The organism is Methylotenera sp. (assembly GCF_029945705.1).
Lineage (GTDB): Bacteria > Pseudomonadota > Gammaproteobacteria > Burkholderiales > Methylophilaceae > Methylotenera.
This window is the reverse complement of record NZ_JAQSDC010000009.1, coordinates 30,250-47,236: the sequence shown is the minus strand read 5'-3', so window position 1 is coordinate 47,236 and position 16,987 is coordinate 30,250. Positions and strand designations below refer to the sequence as shown.

Sequence of the window (16,987 nt, the reverse complement as noted above, 5' to 3'; positions counted from 1 at the left end):
GCGCAACTGGTCACGATAGTCCGTTTTGATCGGTCACGATAGCCGTAATACGCAATTACCGCTTGTTGCTTAGCTACATATCCTGACGACGGTTCTGCTAAGAATGGACGATGAATACCTACAAAGCCAAGAGGCGCATCAGAATTACCCTTTTCTTCAATTCCTGATGCCATTCTGTTTGTTCCTGCAATAAATATAAAAAAACAGGCACTTCCACAAATTTTACTTTTTGGTACAGTTGATGAAATTTGAAACCTTTCTATTATGTCTGCAACCCTTATGGCTTCTTCAACATCCCCGCCAAGACTGTCTAGTTCTATGCTAACAATGTAACCTTTATACTTATTAATAATGCTAGATATTTTTTTAGAGTCACCCTTTACAATTTTCCCTTCGTAAATTATGTTTGCTGCATTGGAGCCAAGGTCATTTAAAGTAATGTTGGCTGCATTGACAGTTGAAATATTGAGTATGAATGCTAGAAATAAAAATGTGATCAGGTTTAATGGTTTTAGCATTGGTTCCTCTTGTTTATTTTAGTTTATTTGAAATTGGTTATTTAAGTATAGCTTACAGTAGGTATATATAAATAATAAGTCAGTGTAGTCTGTATGCAATACGAAGGTACTCTTATTCGTTAAGACTCCTAGCTACTCGTAATTATTTCGGGGCAGGAGAAACAAGCTCAAAAAGCCGCTTGCATAAAGGTCCATCAAGCTTTGCTGCTCGGCGTAAAAGCAGGGGATGTTAAGGCTGTGAGGTGTGGTCTCATGTTAAAATGCCGACCTATGAATGTGAATAAACCTGCAAATCCAATTCCTAGTGCGTCAAATTCAACCAGTTTAGCTACTGCTTTGCAAACTTGTATGCTTGCTGACCGCCATATCTTACGGCGGAAAATGCGTGATGCAGCGGAATTGCAAAAGTTAAAGGATGAAAAATCTGTTGCGAGAGCTCAACGGTTGTTGGGTGAGGTGGCGCAAAAGGTGCGTAGTTCTCAGCAGAAGTTCGCGGCTAGATTAGCAGGTTTACCTAAGCCAGAATATCCACTTGAATTGCCAGTGAGCGGCAAAAAAGATGAAATTGCGGCGGCTATCTCAAACAACCAAGTGGTGATTATCTGTGGTGAAACGGGTTCTGGTAAAACGACACAAATCCCTAAAATTTGCCTTGAGCTTGGTCGAGGTGTTGCTGGTTTAATTGGGCATACGCAGCCACGTCGAATTGCGGCGCGCTCAGTGGCATCGCGTATCGCGCAAGAGCTGCAAAGCCCGTTGGGTGAAGTGGTTGGTTATAAGGTGCGCTTTAACGATAAGCTGTCAGAATCTAGTTATATCAAGCTGATGACAGATGGTATTTTGTTGGCAGAAACGCAGGGCGATAAATTTCTGAATGCTTATGACACCATCATTATCGATGAGGCACATGAACGTAGCCTGAATATTGACTTTTTGTTGGGTTACCTCAAACAGTTACTACCTAAGCGTCCTGATTTAAAAATTATCGTAACTTCTGCAACTATTGATGCTGAACGTTTTTCGAACCATTTTGTTGGCGCCCCTATTATTGAGGTGTCAGGTCGCACTTATCCTGTAGAGATTCGCTATCGTCCTTTAGGTAAAGCGGGCTTTCGCGCCAGAGAAGTCGCTGAAGCAGAAAATGCTCAGTTTGATTTAGAAGAAGAAACGATCTTTGGCATTGCTAGAAAAGCTAAAACAGAGGCACGTTGGCTGGAAGAGGATGACGAAGAAGAAGCCATCGAAGAAGCAATTCTAGATGCGGCGGATGACTTATTGCGCCAAGGGGATGGTGATATTTTGGTGTTTCTGCCAGGTGAGCGTGAAATACGCGATGTTGCTGACCATTTACGTAAATATCAAGGACGTTCGGCGAAGTTAAAGCATATTGAAGTGTTGCCTTTGTTTGCACGTTTGAGCATTGAGGATCAGCAAAAGATATTTAAAAGCCACAGTTCGCGCCGTATTGTGTTGGCGACTAACGTCGCTGAAACTTCGCTCACTGTGCCAGGCATTAAGTACGTGATTGATGCAGGATTGGCGCGGATGAACCGCTACAGCACGCGCGCAAAAGTTGAGCAATTGCAGATTGAGAAAATTAGTCAAGCCGCTGCAAAGCAGCGTGCAGGCCGTTGTGGGCGGGTTTCAAGTGGTATTTGTGTGCGATTGTATTCAGAGCAAGACTTCAATGGTCGTCCAGAATTTACCGAGCCTGAAATTCTGCGTAGCTCATTAGCGAGTGTGATTTTACGCATGGCGGCATTAAAGCTTGGCGACGTAACGGAGTTTCCATTCATCGAAGCGCCATCATCTCGATTGGTCAGCGACGGCTATCTGTTATTACAAGAATTAGGTGCGGTAGATAGTAAGCGCCAGATTACCGAAATCGGCTTGCAACTTGCGCGATTGCCTTTAGATCCACGCGTCGGCCGGATGATTTTAGCGGCTAAGCGTGAAGGCTGTCTCAACGAGATATTGATTATCGCTAGTGTGCTGAGCATACAAGACCCACGCGAACGACCAATGGATAAGCGCGAAGCGGCAGATAATGCACATGCGAAATTTGCAGGTGAAGGCTCTGATTTTATGAGCTACCTCAAGCTTTGGGACTTTTTTGATAGCGCGCTGAAAACAAAAAAATCGAACAAAGATTTGCTAAACCAGTGCCATAGCAATTTCTTATCATTTTTACGCTTAAAAGAATGGCGTGAATTACATAGCCAAATCAAGCAAATTACCGATGAGATGGAATTTAAGCTTAATGAGAAAGAAGCTAACTTTGAGCAAATTCATAAAGCCTTATTAGCAGGTTTGCTCGGCAATATTGGTTTTAAAGATGGCGACAATGACGCTTATTCAGGCGCACGCAGTATTCGCTTTTATGTGGCGCCAGGTTCTTGCCTAAAGAAAACGCGCCCAAAATGGGTGATTGCCGCTGAGTTGGTAGATACCTCAAAACTTTACGCGCGCTGTGTCGCAAAGATAGAGCCTGATTGGATTGAGCCGCTGGCAAGAGGTTTGACCGAGAGCCAGTATTCTGACCCGCGCTGGGATAGAAAAATGGGCATGGTCAATGCATGGGAGCGTGTTTCTCTGTATGGCTTAACTATTATTCCTAAGCGCCGTGTGCATTACGGGCCAATTAATCCAAAAGAAGCGCGCGAAATATTTATTCGCGAAGCTTTAGCGAGTGGCGAGTTTGATACCAGAGCAGCATTTTTCACTGCAAATGAGCGCTTAATCGCCGAAGTTGAAGAGTTGGAGCATAAAGCACGTCGCCAAGATGTGCTAGTTGATGAGCATCAGTTATTTGCTTTTTACGATGCAAAAATACCAGCTGATATTTTCCAAGCCGCGACTTTTGAAAAATGGCGTGAAACCGCTGAAAAAGACAATCCAAAGTTGTTGTATCTCACTCGCGATGATTTGATGCGCCATGGTGCCGATGCGATTACAGCCGTGCAGTTTCCTGAAATGATTAAGTTGGATGGCGTAGAAACACATCTGAAATACCGCTTTGAACCAGGTCACGTGCTGGATGGGGTAACTGCGACTATTCCGTTGGCACTGTTGAATCAACTGAATCCGACGCAAACGGAATGGTTAGTGCCAGGCATGCTGCGTGAAAAGCTGACTTACTTGATTAAAGCCTTGCCTAAAACTTTCCGCCGCGTGTGCGTACCAGTGCCTGAGTTTGTGACGGTATTTTTAGACCAAAATAAAGTAGGCCAAGGCGACATTGAAAAAAGTGCAATTAAGCAAGTGCTGGCAGCCCATATTCAGCGCGTGACGACACTAAAAATTTCGGTAGATGATTGGACAGAAGAAACGCCAGCGCACTTACTGATGAACTTTAGCGTCATCGATGATGCAGGCCGCGAGCTTGCCATGGGCCGCGATTGGAATGCGCTTAAAAAACAATTAGGTTCTGCCGCGCAACTTACCTTTAGAAACACCTCGCCAGATATTGAGAAAACTGGCCTAAAACAATGGGATTTTGGTGATTTACCGCAAACCTTGAGTTTTGAGCGCGATGGCTTAAAAGTGATTGGTTATCCAGCGCTTGAAGATGATATTGACAGCGTTTCAGTGAAGCTTTTTGACACAGAGCGCGAGGCGGCTGTAAATCTACGTAAAGGTATTTGCCGATTGATTCGTTTTGAGTTAAAAGAACAAATGAAGCAGCTGGAAAAAAGTCTGCCAAATTTTAATCAATACGCTTTAACGCTTAGAAACATAATGTCGCCAGAAGATTTACGTGAAGATATGATTACGGCGATTGCCGATCGCGCCTTTATTGGTGAAGATGATTTGCCTCGCACCAATGCCGAGTTTATGAAGTTGAAACAACGTGCTAGAACCCGCTTGCCAGCCGTGAGTGAAGCCATTGCAAGACAAGCTCAAGCGATTGCCACTGAATATCAGCTGCTCACTACCAAGCAAAGTCAAATGGCGACGACAGCCAATCGCCTAAAGCGCGATTTAGATCAGCAAGTGGGGCAGCTGGTTTATAAAGGTTGTTTTAGCCAAACGCCGTGGGAGCATTTGCAGCATGTGCCGCGCTATTTAAAAGCTTTAAGATTGCGTATTGAAAAGCACCCTGCGAACCCTGACCGTGATGGTAAAAATGCAGGTAGCGTGGGTGTGTTATGGGAAAAATGGCAAAATAAAGTTAACGCATTGAATCAAGCGCATTTAGATGTTTCGCAAGATTTACAGGAGTTCCGCTGGTTGATTGAAGAGCTACGAGTCTCATTATTCGCGCAAGAACTTAAAACGCCATTTCCAGTGTCGCTTAAACGTTTAGAAAAAACATGGGCTGACATCACTTAATAGTGAGTTGCCAGTCACTACCCATGGAAAATAACCTGACTCCGCTAATAACATCAGTCGACCAATTTGACGAGTTTTTGCTTAAGCCGCGTGGCGATAAGTTTATTCGCATCAATATTAGTCGTAATACGCTGATTGCGATTATCTTTTCGCTGTTAGTGCATGGCCTGCTTTTAGTTGTTTTCTTACCGAAAATTGACTTTAATAGTCCTGCATCACCGCAACCAAAGGCGTTGGAAGTTAGCTTGGCACCACCCACTCCGCCAAAAGTTGAAACCCCAGTAATACCAGAGCCGACTCCAGTTAAGCCCGAACCTAAAGTCACTAAGTCGCCACCAAAAGTCATCACACGAAAACCTAGTAAAAGTACTAAGCCATCTACTTTCTCAGTACCTGATGTGCTTTCGACAAAGCAACCTACGCCAGAACCGTTAACGCCTAAAGAAACAAAACCAGATGAAGCGCCAACTGATATGGCCTCTTACGTTAAGCAACAACAAGCCAAGCGTAATGCTATGGAGGCAGATGCTGCAAAACAGAATGCAGATGCCGTAGCGCGTGAAGTGGGTCCTAGCCAAGAAAAAGTCAGAGACGACAGAATTAAAAGTAACTTAAAAGTCGGCACCAATGGTATTTTTGAAATTACCAGTTTAAGTGGACGGCATGCGGCCTTTGCATTCAAGGGTTGGACTAATGATTACAGCAGCGCAAAACGCGAGTCATTTGAGGTTGAAGCAAGTACTGGGCAAGACGTTAGATTGGTGATGATTAAGAAAATGATCACTTTGATACGCCGACATTATGATGGTGACTTTAACTGGGAATCTCAACGCTTAGGCCGTGAGGTGGTGAAGTCAGCACGACCACAAGATAGTGCGGAACTAGAAGAATTTATGATGATGGAGTTTTTTGGAACAAACTATAAGAACACGCCTTATTAGAGTTTTTGACGGATTTATTTTATAGAAATTCAAGATAGCACCATCTGCTTACCGTCATTCCCGCGAAAGCGGGAATCCACTTTAATAACACGAGCAGATGGATCCCCGCTTTCGCGAGGATGACTAGAGTTTAAATTTTGATTAAAGTAATTTTCTTAAAATGCGTGCTACAAATCTTAAATCTAGTATTGATTGAGCTATATCATATAAAAGTGCTGGCAATGCGCTAACATAACAATTCCGCTATTAACGGTAATGTAAAACCATGAGTCAGCATCACCTCAAGCCTTTGTTTTCACCTAAATCTGTAGCCGTGTTTGGGGCGAGTGACCGTGTCGATTCCGTTGGGCAGGTAGTATTTCAAAACATGTTGCAAAGTGGTTACCAAGGTAAGCTCTATGCCATCAATCCCAAACATAGCAATGTGCAAGGTCAGAAGGCTTATGCATCAATTACTGAAATTGCCGAGCCTGTAGAGTTGGTCGTAATTGCCACACCAGCTGAGTCTGTGCCAGATATTATCGAGGCTTGTGGTCTTAATAAGGTAAAAGTCGCCATTATTATTAGCGCAGGGTTTGGCGAAGCGGGTGCGGCAGGAAAACAACTGGAAGCGTCAGTGCTAGAGAAAGCCCGTCATTATGGCATTCGCCTGATTGGCCCTAATTGCCTCGGTGTCATGTGTCCAGATATTGGCTTGAATGCGACCTTTAATAAGGGTAACGCCATTTCAGGCAATATTGCCTTTATTTCTCAGTCTGGTGCTTTGTGCACTGCCATTTTAGATTGGGCAAATGCGAATGATGTTGGATTTTCTAACGTGGTGTCTATGGGCGCTTCGGTCGATGTAGATTTTGGCGAAATCCTTGATTATTTAATCTCCGATACAAAAACGCGTAGCATTTTGTTGTATATCGAAGGTATCCATGATGCACGCGGGTTTATGAGTTCAATTCGCGCTGCTGCGCGTATTAAACCAGTCATTTTGGTCAAAGTAGGGCGCCATCCTGCGGCTTCTAAAGCGGCTATTTCACATACTGCTGCCATCGTTGGGTCTGATGATGCGTTTGATGCGGCTGTGAGGCGCGCGGGAGTTGTGCGCGTGCAAACCATCACACAGCTATTCGCCGCTGCTAAGGCGCTTTCATGTGGGTTTGACCCGACTGGCAGCCGCTTGGCGATTGTCACCAATGGCGGTGGCCCTGGCGTCATGGCAACCGACTATGCGATTGATTTAGGCTTAGAAATCGCCGTATTGTCAGAGGCTACACTTAATACGCTTAATCAAGCGCTGCCGAACACATGGTCGCACGGTAATCCGATTGATATTATTGGTGATGCACAAGTAGATAGATATGAATCTGCGGTTAAAGCCTGTTTGGAAGATCCAAATGTGGATGGCGTACTCACCATTTTGACACCGCAAGCCATGACTAAACCGCTAGAAGTAGCGAATGCCATGATTGCATTGAGCCATCAATATAAAAAACCTTTGCTAACGTCATGGATGGGCGAAGCGCAGGTAAGTGAGTCACGAGCTGCGTTTAATCGCACCAAGATGCCCAGCTTCCGCAACCCTGAGTCTGCAGTAGATGTATTTTCTTTTCTTTCTGCGTACCATAAAAACCAAAAGCTTTTAATGCAGATGCCCGGGCCAATCTCCCACCATTTAGCACCAGATGTTGAAAGTGCGCGCATGATTATTGAAGGCGCATTGCAAGAAAAGCGTAAGATTTTAGGCGAAATGGAGTCTAAAGCCTTGCTATCAGCATTTCATATTCCCGTGGCGCACACCATGGTGGCACGCTCGCCCAATGAAGCATTGTTAATCGCCCAGCAACTTGGCTTTCCTGTTGCGATGAAAATCAACTCGCCAGATATTACGCATAAATCTGATGTAGGTGGCGTGGTACTTAATTTAGCAAATGCACAAGAAATCCGCTCTGCCTATCATTCCATTATTGAAAATGTTAAAAGCAAACGCCCCAATGCACATATTAACGGCATTTCTATTCAGCCTATGATAATCAAACCAAATGGTCGTGAGCTGATGGTAGGCGTGACTAACGACCCGGTATTTGGCCCAATTATCACCTTTGGCGCGGGTGGTACCACAGTTGAGATTATGGCTGATCGCTCTGTAGCGCTGCCGCCATTGAATAACTTCTTGGTAAAAGATCTGATTAACAATACGCATGTAGCAAAAATGCTAGGCACATTCAGAAATATGCCGCCAGTGAATATGCAAGCGCTTGAAAGCGTGATGTTGCGGGTTTCTGAAATGGTGTGCGAACTGCCAATGTTAATGGAAATGGACATCAACCCATTGATATTAGATGAAAATGGCGTGCTGGCTGCTGATGCTCGAATTATGGTGGAAGTGCGCCCGCCAAGTGCCGACCGCTATGCGCACATGGCGATATATCCTTATCCAACGCACTTAGTCACTCACTGGCAACTTGCCGATGGCACCGATGTGGTGATTCGACCAATACGCCCAGAAGATGTGTGGCTGGTGCAAGATTTTGTAAAAAACCTATCTGAAGAGGCGCGCTACTTCCGTTTTATGAAAAGTGTAGAGCAGCTCAGCGAGACATTGTTAGTAAGATTTACTCAAATCGATTACAGCCGCGAGATGGCATTAATAGCGGTTAGAAATGAAAATGACAAAGAAATTGAGCTAGGCGTGACGCGCTATGCTATTAACCCAGATGGTGAAAGCTGTGAATTTGCTTTAGTTGTCGCGGATAGTATGCGCGGCACAGGCTTAGGTCATAAATTGATGACGGCACTCATGGATATTGCACGTACTAAAGGCCTAAAACGTATTGAAGGTGAAGTGCTAAAAAATAATGCCAGCATGTTAAAACTCATGAAACGTTTGGGTTTTACTGCCACGGTTAATCCTGACGATAGCAGCATTAAAAATGTGACTATCGATTTATAGTATTAATAAATCATGACCACGGCTTACATCTCACATCCAGACTTTCTTAAACATGACATGGGGCCAGACCATCCTGAATGTCCTGCGCGCATTCATGCGATTCAAGATCAGCTCATTGCATCAGGCTTGTTTGATTACCTTGACCACTATGAAGCTCCAAAAGTCAGCAAAGCGATATTGGCTTTGGCGCATACTCAAGAATATATCGATTGGGTGTTTAGTCAGTCACCAGATTCTGGCCTAGTAGACCTTGATGGCGACACCATGATGAATCCATATACCTTGGATGCTGCTTTGTACGCCACTGGCGCGGTGGTTGAAGGTGTTGATTTAGTCATGACAGGCAAAGTCAATAATGCATTTTGCAATATTCGCCCACCAGGTCACCACGCCAAACGTGGTAGTGCATCTGGATTCTGTATTTTCAACAATGTGGCGGTCGCAGCTGCTTATGCGCTTGAATACCATGGTTTAGAACGTATCGCCATTGCCGATTTTGATGTGCATCACGGCGACGGTACAGAAGATATTTTTCACGATGATCCCCGCGTAATGATATGTTCGACTTTTCAACACCCATATTACCCACATAGTGGAGCCGATAGCGGCAACGAGCATATTATCAACGTACCACTCGCAGCAGGTAGCACAGGTGAACAGTTTCGTGAAGCCGTCACAGAGCATTGGTTACCCGCGCTAGAGCGTTTTCAGCCGCAGATGATTTTTATTTCAGCGGGTTTCGATGCGCATTGGGAAGACGAGATGAGCGACCTACGTTTACATGAGAAAGATTACTTATGGATAACAGAGGAGCTAAAAGCAGTTGCCAAACGCCACGCGAATAACCGCATAGTCTCGGCACTTGAAGGTGGCTATGCTTTGCACGCATTAGGGCGATGCGTGATGACGCATGTAAAATGTTTGAGTGACCTTTAATAATGCTTAAATTACTTAACGAATAGGTCAATTAAGCAGCCTTGGACTATAATAAACACTATGCCTAAATTAATGACCGCCTTATCTTTATTGCTATTTTTTACCGCGTGTTCTCATCAAACACAAGCCATGATTGCAAGCGAGAAATCAGCACTAGTCTCAGAAGAAATCCTCGATAATAAGCAATGTAGCCATTTTAAAAATGACTTACATTCAGCTTCGGTAAGCAATGTTGAGATTAGCAAAATCTACAATGATGCGACAAAAGCGCACTGTATTAATAAAGATATTTAATTAGCTTTGGTAAGTATCAACAGCCAATCACATTGCGCTGAGGAACTACTAACTTGGGGCATGCGCGCTTCGCTTATTGGCGCACTATCAGCTACATCCTATGCGGACTTATTTACGCCAATATGTCTAAAGTCGGTTGGAGATAGCTTTGTTTTTCGCACCAATTTACGAGAGAGAAGGTCGCAGCGAATAGCTGCTACAAATACTCCCAAGGCACGTTCTTTTTCGGCGTCAAGAGATACCCTATGTGTGTGCACAGTATCTAAAAAGGCGTAACCATTTTTGATTACATCATCTGGGCAGTAGAGCCACGCAATGTTTAACTGATTTAGAAAATCACTCTTTAATTCGTCGGCATTGCTTGCACCAACATAGAAGCCTCGCAAAGCATGCAAAAGCTCCTTGTAGTTAGCTTCCTTCCTTTGATACTGATCGGCGATTCGCTTTCGCCATTCGTTGGCGAACCATGCTACTACAGCACCCAGAAGTGGAAGTGCAAATTTCCAGAAGTCAACGGAAGAGAGTATATCAAGAATGGCACACATATATGAAAAGCCTCAACTTAAAATAAACATTAAATAAAAACTCAGGTAATTAGAGTATTTTAACTAAATTGCAACACAGCAGTTTGGTGTTAAAACTGCGTTAATGCTTTCCTAATTTCCATTTCATCTAAGCCTTTGCCAATAATCACAATACGCGATAATGGTTCCTCTTCGCTCCAACCTTCTAGTAATGTGGGTGGGTAGGGCGTGAAGTGTACGGCATGAATGGCAAGTGGCGCAGTCTGGTCTGCCGCATGGATAATGCCTTTTAATCGTAATAGGTTTTTGCCATATTTTTGGCAAAATTTTAATAAGTGTGGTTTTAATTGTGACCAGTTAAGCGGGTTGGGCATGGCAACGGTGAAGCTGGTGATTTCGTCATCGTGTGATTTTTGAGGCTGGCTTGAGGGCAAAGTACCTTTGGGCTGCACTGGCTTAATTGGTGCCCGCAACCAGCGTTGTGGCTCAGCTTGTTTAGTTGTTAAGTCAAATAAACCTACATCGACTACAAAAGCTGGGTCCAGCTCGCCATGCACTATTTTATGTTGCGTTGCCCCAGGGTTGATGCTGATGAGCTTTTCTTTAAGCGCGTTAACTTGCTCGGCGCTAGCTAAGTCTGTTTTAGTGAGCACCAATACATCTGCCACAGCCACTTGTTTTAATGCTTCGGTATTGTCTTCAATTTGCTGCAAGCCATAAACGCTGTCTATAGTCACGACGACTGCATCCAAACGGTAAACAGACTCAATCACAGGTTCGTTCATTAAGTTGGCAAGTATCGGGCCTGGGTCGGCCATGCCTGTGGTTTCAATAATCAGTCGATTAAATTGCGGAATAGCTTGCAGAGCGCGTTTAAAAAACAAGTCACGCATGGTATCAGCCAACTCATTTTTGAGTGTGCAGCATAAACAGCCAGAGCTAAGCAGCACGGTATTGTCGGCAATATGTTCGTTTTCAATATTTTGCGCTAAGTTGCTATTAGCGAAAATTTGGTCTAAGCCCGCATCGCCTAGCTCATTAATGATAATCGCGGTATCGCGCATATCAGGATGATGCAGGAGTTTATTCAGTAATGTAGTTTTGCCACTGCCTAAAAAGCCAGTGAGTAAAGTGACGGGGATGCGTTTATCCATAGTAATAGTTGTCCATGGCTATATTTTAAATGCAATAAAGCGAATTAGCTAATACAAGGTAAAATGTCACTAATTTAGTTAGAACAACGCATATAAGCATTTATGAACGTATTTTTTGAAGAAGACGGCAGTTTTAAAATTGCCTCCATCATGACCGAAACGCAGGGCGCTTTGCAGGTGGAGTCTGTGAGTGGCAAGCGCACCAAGGTGAAAGCCAGCAATGTGTTAATGCGCTTTGAAACGCCATTGGCTGGCTTTATGGAAGCGGCTAATATCGTAGCGGAAACGCTAGAGTTAGATTTTCTGTGGGAATGCTGTGGTGAAACTGAGTTTGGTTTTGAAGAGTTTTCTGCTGATTATTATGGCCGTAAACCAACCTCAATTGAGGCTGCGGCGATTGCCATTAAGCTGCATAGTGCGCCAGTATATTTTAATCGTAAAGGTAAAGGGCGGTATAAAGCGGCACCTGCTGAAATATTAAAAGCTGCACTGGCAGGCCTAGAGAAAAAACGCCTATTAGCCGAGAAAATGGCCGCCTTTGTCGAAGATTTAAAGTCACACAAAATGCCAGAAGAGCTCATGCAAAAGCGCGATATGTTGCTTTATGAGCCAGATAAAAATGCTTTTGAATATAAAACATTAGACGCGGCGGCGAGTGCGTTGCATTTAAGTCATCTCAAGCTAATGCATATCTGTGGTGCGATTCCGTCAGTTCATGATTATCACTTAGGTGCTTTTTTACGTGAATACTTTTCTAAGGGTACAGATTTTACCTCTGAGCAAATTGCAGAGATTTCTGCTGATTTAAGTTTTGATTTAAATGTTGATTTACCTATGGCCGATGCGGAAGCCTTTAGTATCGATGACAGCACAACCACAGAAATTGACGATGCATTTTCAATTAAACAGCTAGCCGATGGCATCACTCGCGTTGGTATTCATATCGCTGCGCCAGCCTTAGGCATTACCGTTGATGGCACGCTCGATAAAGAGGTGATGCAGCGCTTATCTACCGTCTACATGCCAGGTAACAAAATTACCATGCTGCCAGAAACTGCTATTCGCCCATTTAGTTTGGATGCAGGGCAGATTAAACCTGTGTTATCTCTGTATTTGCATGTGAATGAGGCGCTAGAAATTATTCAACGTGATAGCAAAGTTGAGTTGATTAAAGTGGCCGATAATTTACGCCACGATACATTAGAACCATTCTTTAACGAAACTACACTGGAAGCTGATAGCGGCCATCCATATTGGGCTAAATTGCTGTATTTGTTTAACTTGGCGGTTTCTTTAGAAAAGTCTCGTGGTAAATACGACCCGACAAAACCACCACAAGTTGACTATAACTTTTATGTCACAGACGATAAAGTAAGTATCGTGGGTCGCCATCGTGGTTCACCTATGGATAAACTCGTGGCTGAGTTGATGATAGAAGCCAACAATCAATGGGGCGCATTATTGGCTTCACATGAAGTGCCAGGTTTGTATCGCGCACAAATGGGCGGCAGAGTCTATATGACCACCAAGGCCGAGCCGCATCAAGGCTTGGGTGTGGCGCAATATGCATGGAGCACGTCACCTTTGCGCCGCGCAGTAGATTTAATTAATCAGCGCCAAATCATCAGCGTAGTGCAAAATAATCTGCCAGTTTATCCTCAAAATAGCGATGCGCTGACCACACACATGCGCAACTTTGAGTTAACTTACAAGGCCTATAGCGAGTTTCAAACGCGTATGGAGCGCTATTGGTGTTTACAATATTTAATTCAAGAGAATGTGCAAGAGCTTCACGCAACCGTTTGGCGCGAGAACTTAGTGCGTTTAGATAATATGCCTTATATGACTAAAGTTTACGGCTTGCCAGAGCTTAAATCAGGCACGCGTGTGAGCTTGCAAGTACAAGAAGTAGACACGCTGATGTTGGATTTGCGTACTAAATTTGTACAGGTGCTAGAAGAGGCCGCTGCGCCTGTGGATTTTGATGATGCGGATATCGAAGGTTTGGATAATTTAGAGCCAGAGACTGTTGAATTGAATTCCGAAGGTGTAAGTGATGCTGATTTAGCCACCCCTGACGATGCAGTTGAAGTTGAGGCGGCTTAATGTTTCGTGTAGCTAAACATTTAATGCGCAATTTCACCCATACTAGCGCGGCAGATGAAACGGTTTATGTGAGCGAAACCGATGGCGTGCGCTCATTGCATTTAGGTTCAGTCACCGTACAAAGCGCTATGCGCATACGCGATCCGTTTGCGTTGGAGCTAACCTACACACGTGGCATTATGTGCTTTTTGCTTTTTAAGAATAATGTTAAAGAGATGCTCACCATAGGCTTGGGTGGTGGCTCTGTCGCAAAATATACTTATAAGAACTGCCCTGAAATTACCAGCACTATCGTTGAGATTAATTCAAAAGTGATTCAAATGGCGCGTAATCAATTTGCGGTGCCAGAAAATGATGAGCGTTTTGACGTGATTGAGGGCGATGGCTTGCAGTATTTAGCTGAGCATATCAATGCGACGGATATATTATTAATTGATGCATTTGATAGCAACGGTATTCCGCCAGATTTTTGCAGCCAAGATTTTTTTGATCAATGCTCGGCGACTTTAAAATGCGATGGCATATTCGTGATTAATCTATGGGGCAGCGATAAGAATTTTGATGTTTATTTGCAGCGTATCGAGCAAAGTTTTGAGCAAAAAGTGCTGATGATGCGCACTGGTAAGCCTGGGAATATCGTTGTTTTTGGCTTTAATAAAGCCCCTAGCAACTTGAGTGTAGCGCATTTGCAAGAGCGTGCAAAAACGCTTGAAGCAAAACATCAGATAGAGTTTTCTGATTTCATCGATAAACTATGCAATGATAATCAGGTGTATCAAAAAAGACTGATGCTTAGAGGCGACGCGAGCAATATTTAAGTTCTACCTGAGACCCAATAAGTAGCAAACAAACCAGCAGTATTTAAACACTTTAATTAAGAATATTTATTATGATACCCAATCGTTATTTCGCAACTTGCCCACGTGGTTTAGAGCAATTACTTGCAGATGAACTACAAGCAGTGAATGCCAAATCAATCAAGCTAACCGATGGCGGCGTGAGTTTTGATGGCGACTGGGCAGTATGCTATGCGGCAAATCTACATTCGCGTATTGCTACACGTATTTTGTGGCAAGTAGCACGTGGTAAGTATTTGAACGAAGAGGATTTGTTTGAAGGTGCATACAAACTTAATTGGCCACAATGGTTTGATGTAAAAAATGACTTTATGGTTAAAGTGACTGGCGTGAAATGTCCGCTTAAGAGCTTAGAATTCGCCACCTTAAAAATCAAAGATGCGGTGTGTGACAAGTTTAGAATGGCTGTAGGCAGCCGCCCATACATTGATACCAAAACACCAGCTGTACGTATTCACGCCTACTTGGCAGCTGACGAATATCAGTTCTATTTGGATACTTCTGGCGCCGCTTTGTATCAACGTGGTAATCGCGGTGCAAGCATTGAAGCGCCTTTGCGTGAGAACTTGGCGGCTGGAATTTTAAAGCTCTCTGGTTGGCAAGTGGGGCAGCCTTTGTTAGACCCAATGTGTGGTAGCGGTACATTTTTACTAGAGGCCGCGATGATTGCGTTAGACATGGCGCCAGGTTACAAAAGGAGTTTCGGTTTTGAAAAACTGAATACTTTCGTGCCAGAGGTTTGGAGTAAGATTAAAAACCAAGCTTTGAGTAAAGTAAAAAAAGTAAGTTTTCAAAAAATTTATGGCTCAGATATCGATTTGCGCGCAGTGCGAATTAGTAAGCAAAACTTGGAAGATGCAGGATTGTTAGAGGCGGTGCAGTTATCACATGTTGATATGATTGCGGTTGTTCCACCTGCAGATAGTGGCGTGCTTGTGGCAAATCCTCCATATGGCGTGCGCATTGGTGAAGGCGACGATTTGGCGCTGCTTTATCCTAAAATGGGCGAAGTGTTAAAACGTAAATTTGCAGGCTGGAATACATATTTCTTAACCAATGATTTAACCATGCCTAAAGTGATGCGATTAACACCGAGTAAGCGTACGCCATTATTCAACGGCTCTTTAGAGTGCCGCTTGTTCGAAATTAAAATGGTGGCGGGCAGTAACCGTAAGTAGAATTAACTTTGCCACCAATAGAAATGTTTGTTGTAGGAGCGACTTTTAGTCGCGATAGGGATATTGCAATCGCGACTAAAAGTCGCTCCTACATTTGGCATCAATTGATTAATAGGAGTGTTCATGACTGATTCGCTGGATAATTTACGCGACAAGATTGATCAATTTGTCACCGAGCGTGATTGGGCGCAGTTTCATACGCCAAAAAATCTAGCAATGGCGATGATTGTTGAAGCCGCGGAATTAGTTGAGCAGTTTCAATGGGATACGCCTCAAGAAAGTCAACAGTTAACGCCCGAAAAGCGGGAGGCTGTTAGTCATGAGCTGGCTGATACTTTTGTCTATTTGCTAAGAATTGCTGAAGTGTTGAAGATAGACTTAATTGAAGCTGCGAATGCTAAAATTGAACTGAACGCAAAAAAGTATCCAGTAGAAAAAGCGCGTGGGAGTAACGCTAGATACACGGAATATTTGTAGCGCTTTTAAAACTATTCTGCCCTACAAACCTTATCAACTAAAGGCTTGCAGGGCAGTTGATTAAATACTTTTTAGTATTTAATGGATATGAATTACAAGCTAGCTAATGCAGCGTCATAGTTAGGCTCATCAGCAATCTCTGAAACCAATTCACTATGCAAAACATTGTTATTTTCATCCAACACTACAACTGCGCGTGTTGTTAAACCAGCTAGGCTGCTATCTAAAATTTGCACACCGTAGTCTTTTGAAAATTTTGCAGTGTCACGGAATGTAGACAAGTTAACTACGTTTTCAATGCCTTCAGCGCCGCAGAAACGGCTTTGCGCGAATGGCAAATCAGCAGAAATGCACAACACAACGGTGTTGTTCATACTGCTCGCTTTTTGGTTAAATGTACGTACTGATGTTGCGCAAGTTGGAGTATCAATACTTGGGAATATGTTGAGCACTTTACGTTTACCAGTGAATGCATCTAGTCCTACCAAGTTGCGTTTTGCATCAGCAAGTTGAAAATCTGGGGCTGTTTGGCCTTTTTGTGGAAAGTTGCCGCCGATTGCAACGGGGCCGCCTTTTAAAGTGACTGTATTTGTCATGATGATTTTCCTCTTTTTATGGGTTTTGAATAGAAATGCTAGACCCGCTATCATAAAACAAAAACGCCCAGTTTGCACTGAGCGTTTGATAATTTTTACAAGCATAATCCCTTGTTTTAATAAGGTCTTT

13 protein-coding genes are annotated in these 16,987 nt (G+C 43.6%); 9 read left to right on the top strand and 4 right to left on the bottom strand.

Translation table 11 applies throughout. The annotated features are described in order from the left end of the window. Positions 1-518, bottom strand: a 518-nt coding sequence (locus PSU78_RS03350; RefSeq protein WP_300384238.1) for a hypothetical protein, incomplete at its 3' end; no start/stop codon positions are given. Positions 519-866: 348 nt separating this feature from the next. Between PSU78_RS03350 and hrpA the strand changes: the two genes are divergently transcribed. The 5 genes from hrpA to PSU78_RS03325 all read left to right on the top strand — a co-directional run bounded on the left by hrpA (position 867) and on the right by PSU78_RS03325 (position 9,965). Continuing rightward, positions 867-4,850 (top strand): ATP-dependent RNA helicase HrpA, encoded by a 3,984-nt coding sequence (gene hrpA, locus PSU78_RS03345; RefSeq protein WP_300384244.1) that lies wholly within the window; start codon positions 867-869, stop codon positions 4,848-4,850. Positions 4,851-4,873: 23 nt separating this feature from the next. Further along, a complete protein-coding gene (locus PSU78_RS03340) occupies positions 4,874-5,791 on the top strand; it encodes a hypothetical protein (RefSeq protein ID WP_300384235.1) in 918 nt (305 codons plus the stop codon). A 265-nt stretch (positions 5,792-6,056) separates the two neighbouring features. Continuing rightward, positions 6,057-8,735, top strand: a complete 2,679-nt coding sequence (locus PSU78_RS03335; RefSeq protein ID WP_300384232.1) for a bifunctional acetate--CoA ligase family protein/GNAT family N-acetyltransferase — start codon at positions 6,057-6,059, stop codon at positions 8,733-8,735. Positions 8,736-8,747: 12 nt separating this feature from the next. After that, entirely contained in the window at positions 8,748-9,671 is a 924-nt protein-coding gene (locus PSU78_RS03330) for a histone deacetylase family protein (protein WP_300384229.1), read from the top strand. Between the two features lie 60 nt (positions 9,672-9,731). Continuing rightward, the gene (locus tag PSU78_RS03325) at positions 9,732-9,965 is read left to right on the top strand and encodes a hypothetical protein (RefSeq protein WP_300384226.1); all 234 of its coding nucleotides are present in this window, start codon (positions 9,732-9,734) and stop codon (positions 9,963-9,965) included. A 98-nt stretch (positions 9,966-10,063) separates the two neighbouring features. On the opposite strand, the gene PSU78_RS03320 is transcribed toward PSU78_RS03325, so the two are convergent. After that, positions 10,064-10,510, bottom strand: coding sequence for a hypothetical protein (locus PSU78_RS03320; protein WP_300384221.1), 447 nt, complete (start codon positions 10,508-10,510; stop codon positions 10,064-10,066). 89 nt (positions 10,511-10,599) lie between these two features. Continuing rightward, positions 10,600-11,643 (bottom strand): GTP-binding protein, encoded by a 1,044-nt coding sequence (locus tag PSU78_RS03315; protein WP_300384219.1) that lies wholly within the window; start codon positions 11,641-11,643, stop codon positions 10,600-10,602. Between the two features lie 102 nt (positions 11,644-11,745). Here PSU78_RS03315 and PSU78_RS03310 point away from each other — a divergent pair, with 102 nt between their 5' ends. From PSU78_RS03310 to PSU78_RS03295, 4 genes are all read left to right on the top strand, one after another. Beyond that, positions 11,746-13,749: an RNB domain-containing ribonuclease gene (locus PSU78_RS03310; RefSeq protein WP_300384216.1), complete on the top strand. Its 2,004-nt coding sequence runs from the start codon at positions 11,746-11,748 to the stop codon at positions 13,747-13,749. Beyond that, entirely contained in the window at positions 13,749-14,567 is an 819-nt protein-coding gene (locus PSU78_RS03305) for a polyamine aminopropyltransferase (protein ID WP_300384213.1), read from the top strand. Before PSU78_RS03310 ends, PSU78_RS03305 begins: the two co-directional genes overlap by 1 nt. A 71-nt stretch (positions 14,568-14,638) precedes the next feature. Continuing rightward, positions 14,639-15,784 carry a class I SAM-dependent RNA methyltransferase gene (locus PSU78_RS03300; RefSeq protein ID WP_300384210.1) on the top strand — a complete coding sequence of 382 codons (1,146 nt, stop codon included), beginning with the start codon at positions 14,639-14,641 and terminating at the stop codon, positions 15,782-15,784. A 123-nt stretch (positions 15,785-15,907) separates the two neighbouring features. Beyond that, a complete protein-coding gene (locus PSU78_RS03295) occupies positions 15,908-16,261 on the top strand; it encodes a nucleotide pyrophosphohydrolase (protein ID WP_300384208.1) in 354 nt (117 codons plus the stop codon). 92 nt (positions 16,262-16,353) lie between these two features. Here the strand turns inward: PSU78_RS03295 and tpx are convergent, their stop codons facing one another. Continuing rightward, complete coding sequence (tpx, locus tag PSU78_RS03290) at positions 16,354-16,857, bottom strand: thiol peroxidase (protein ID WP_300384205.1); 504 nt, start codon at positions 16,855-16,857, stop codon at positions 16,354-16,356. Positions 16,858-16,987 lie beyond the last annotated feature (130 nt).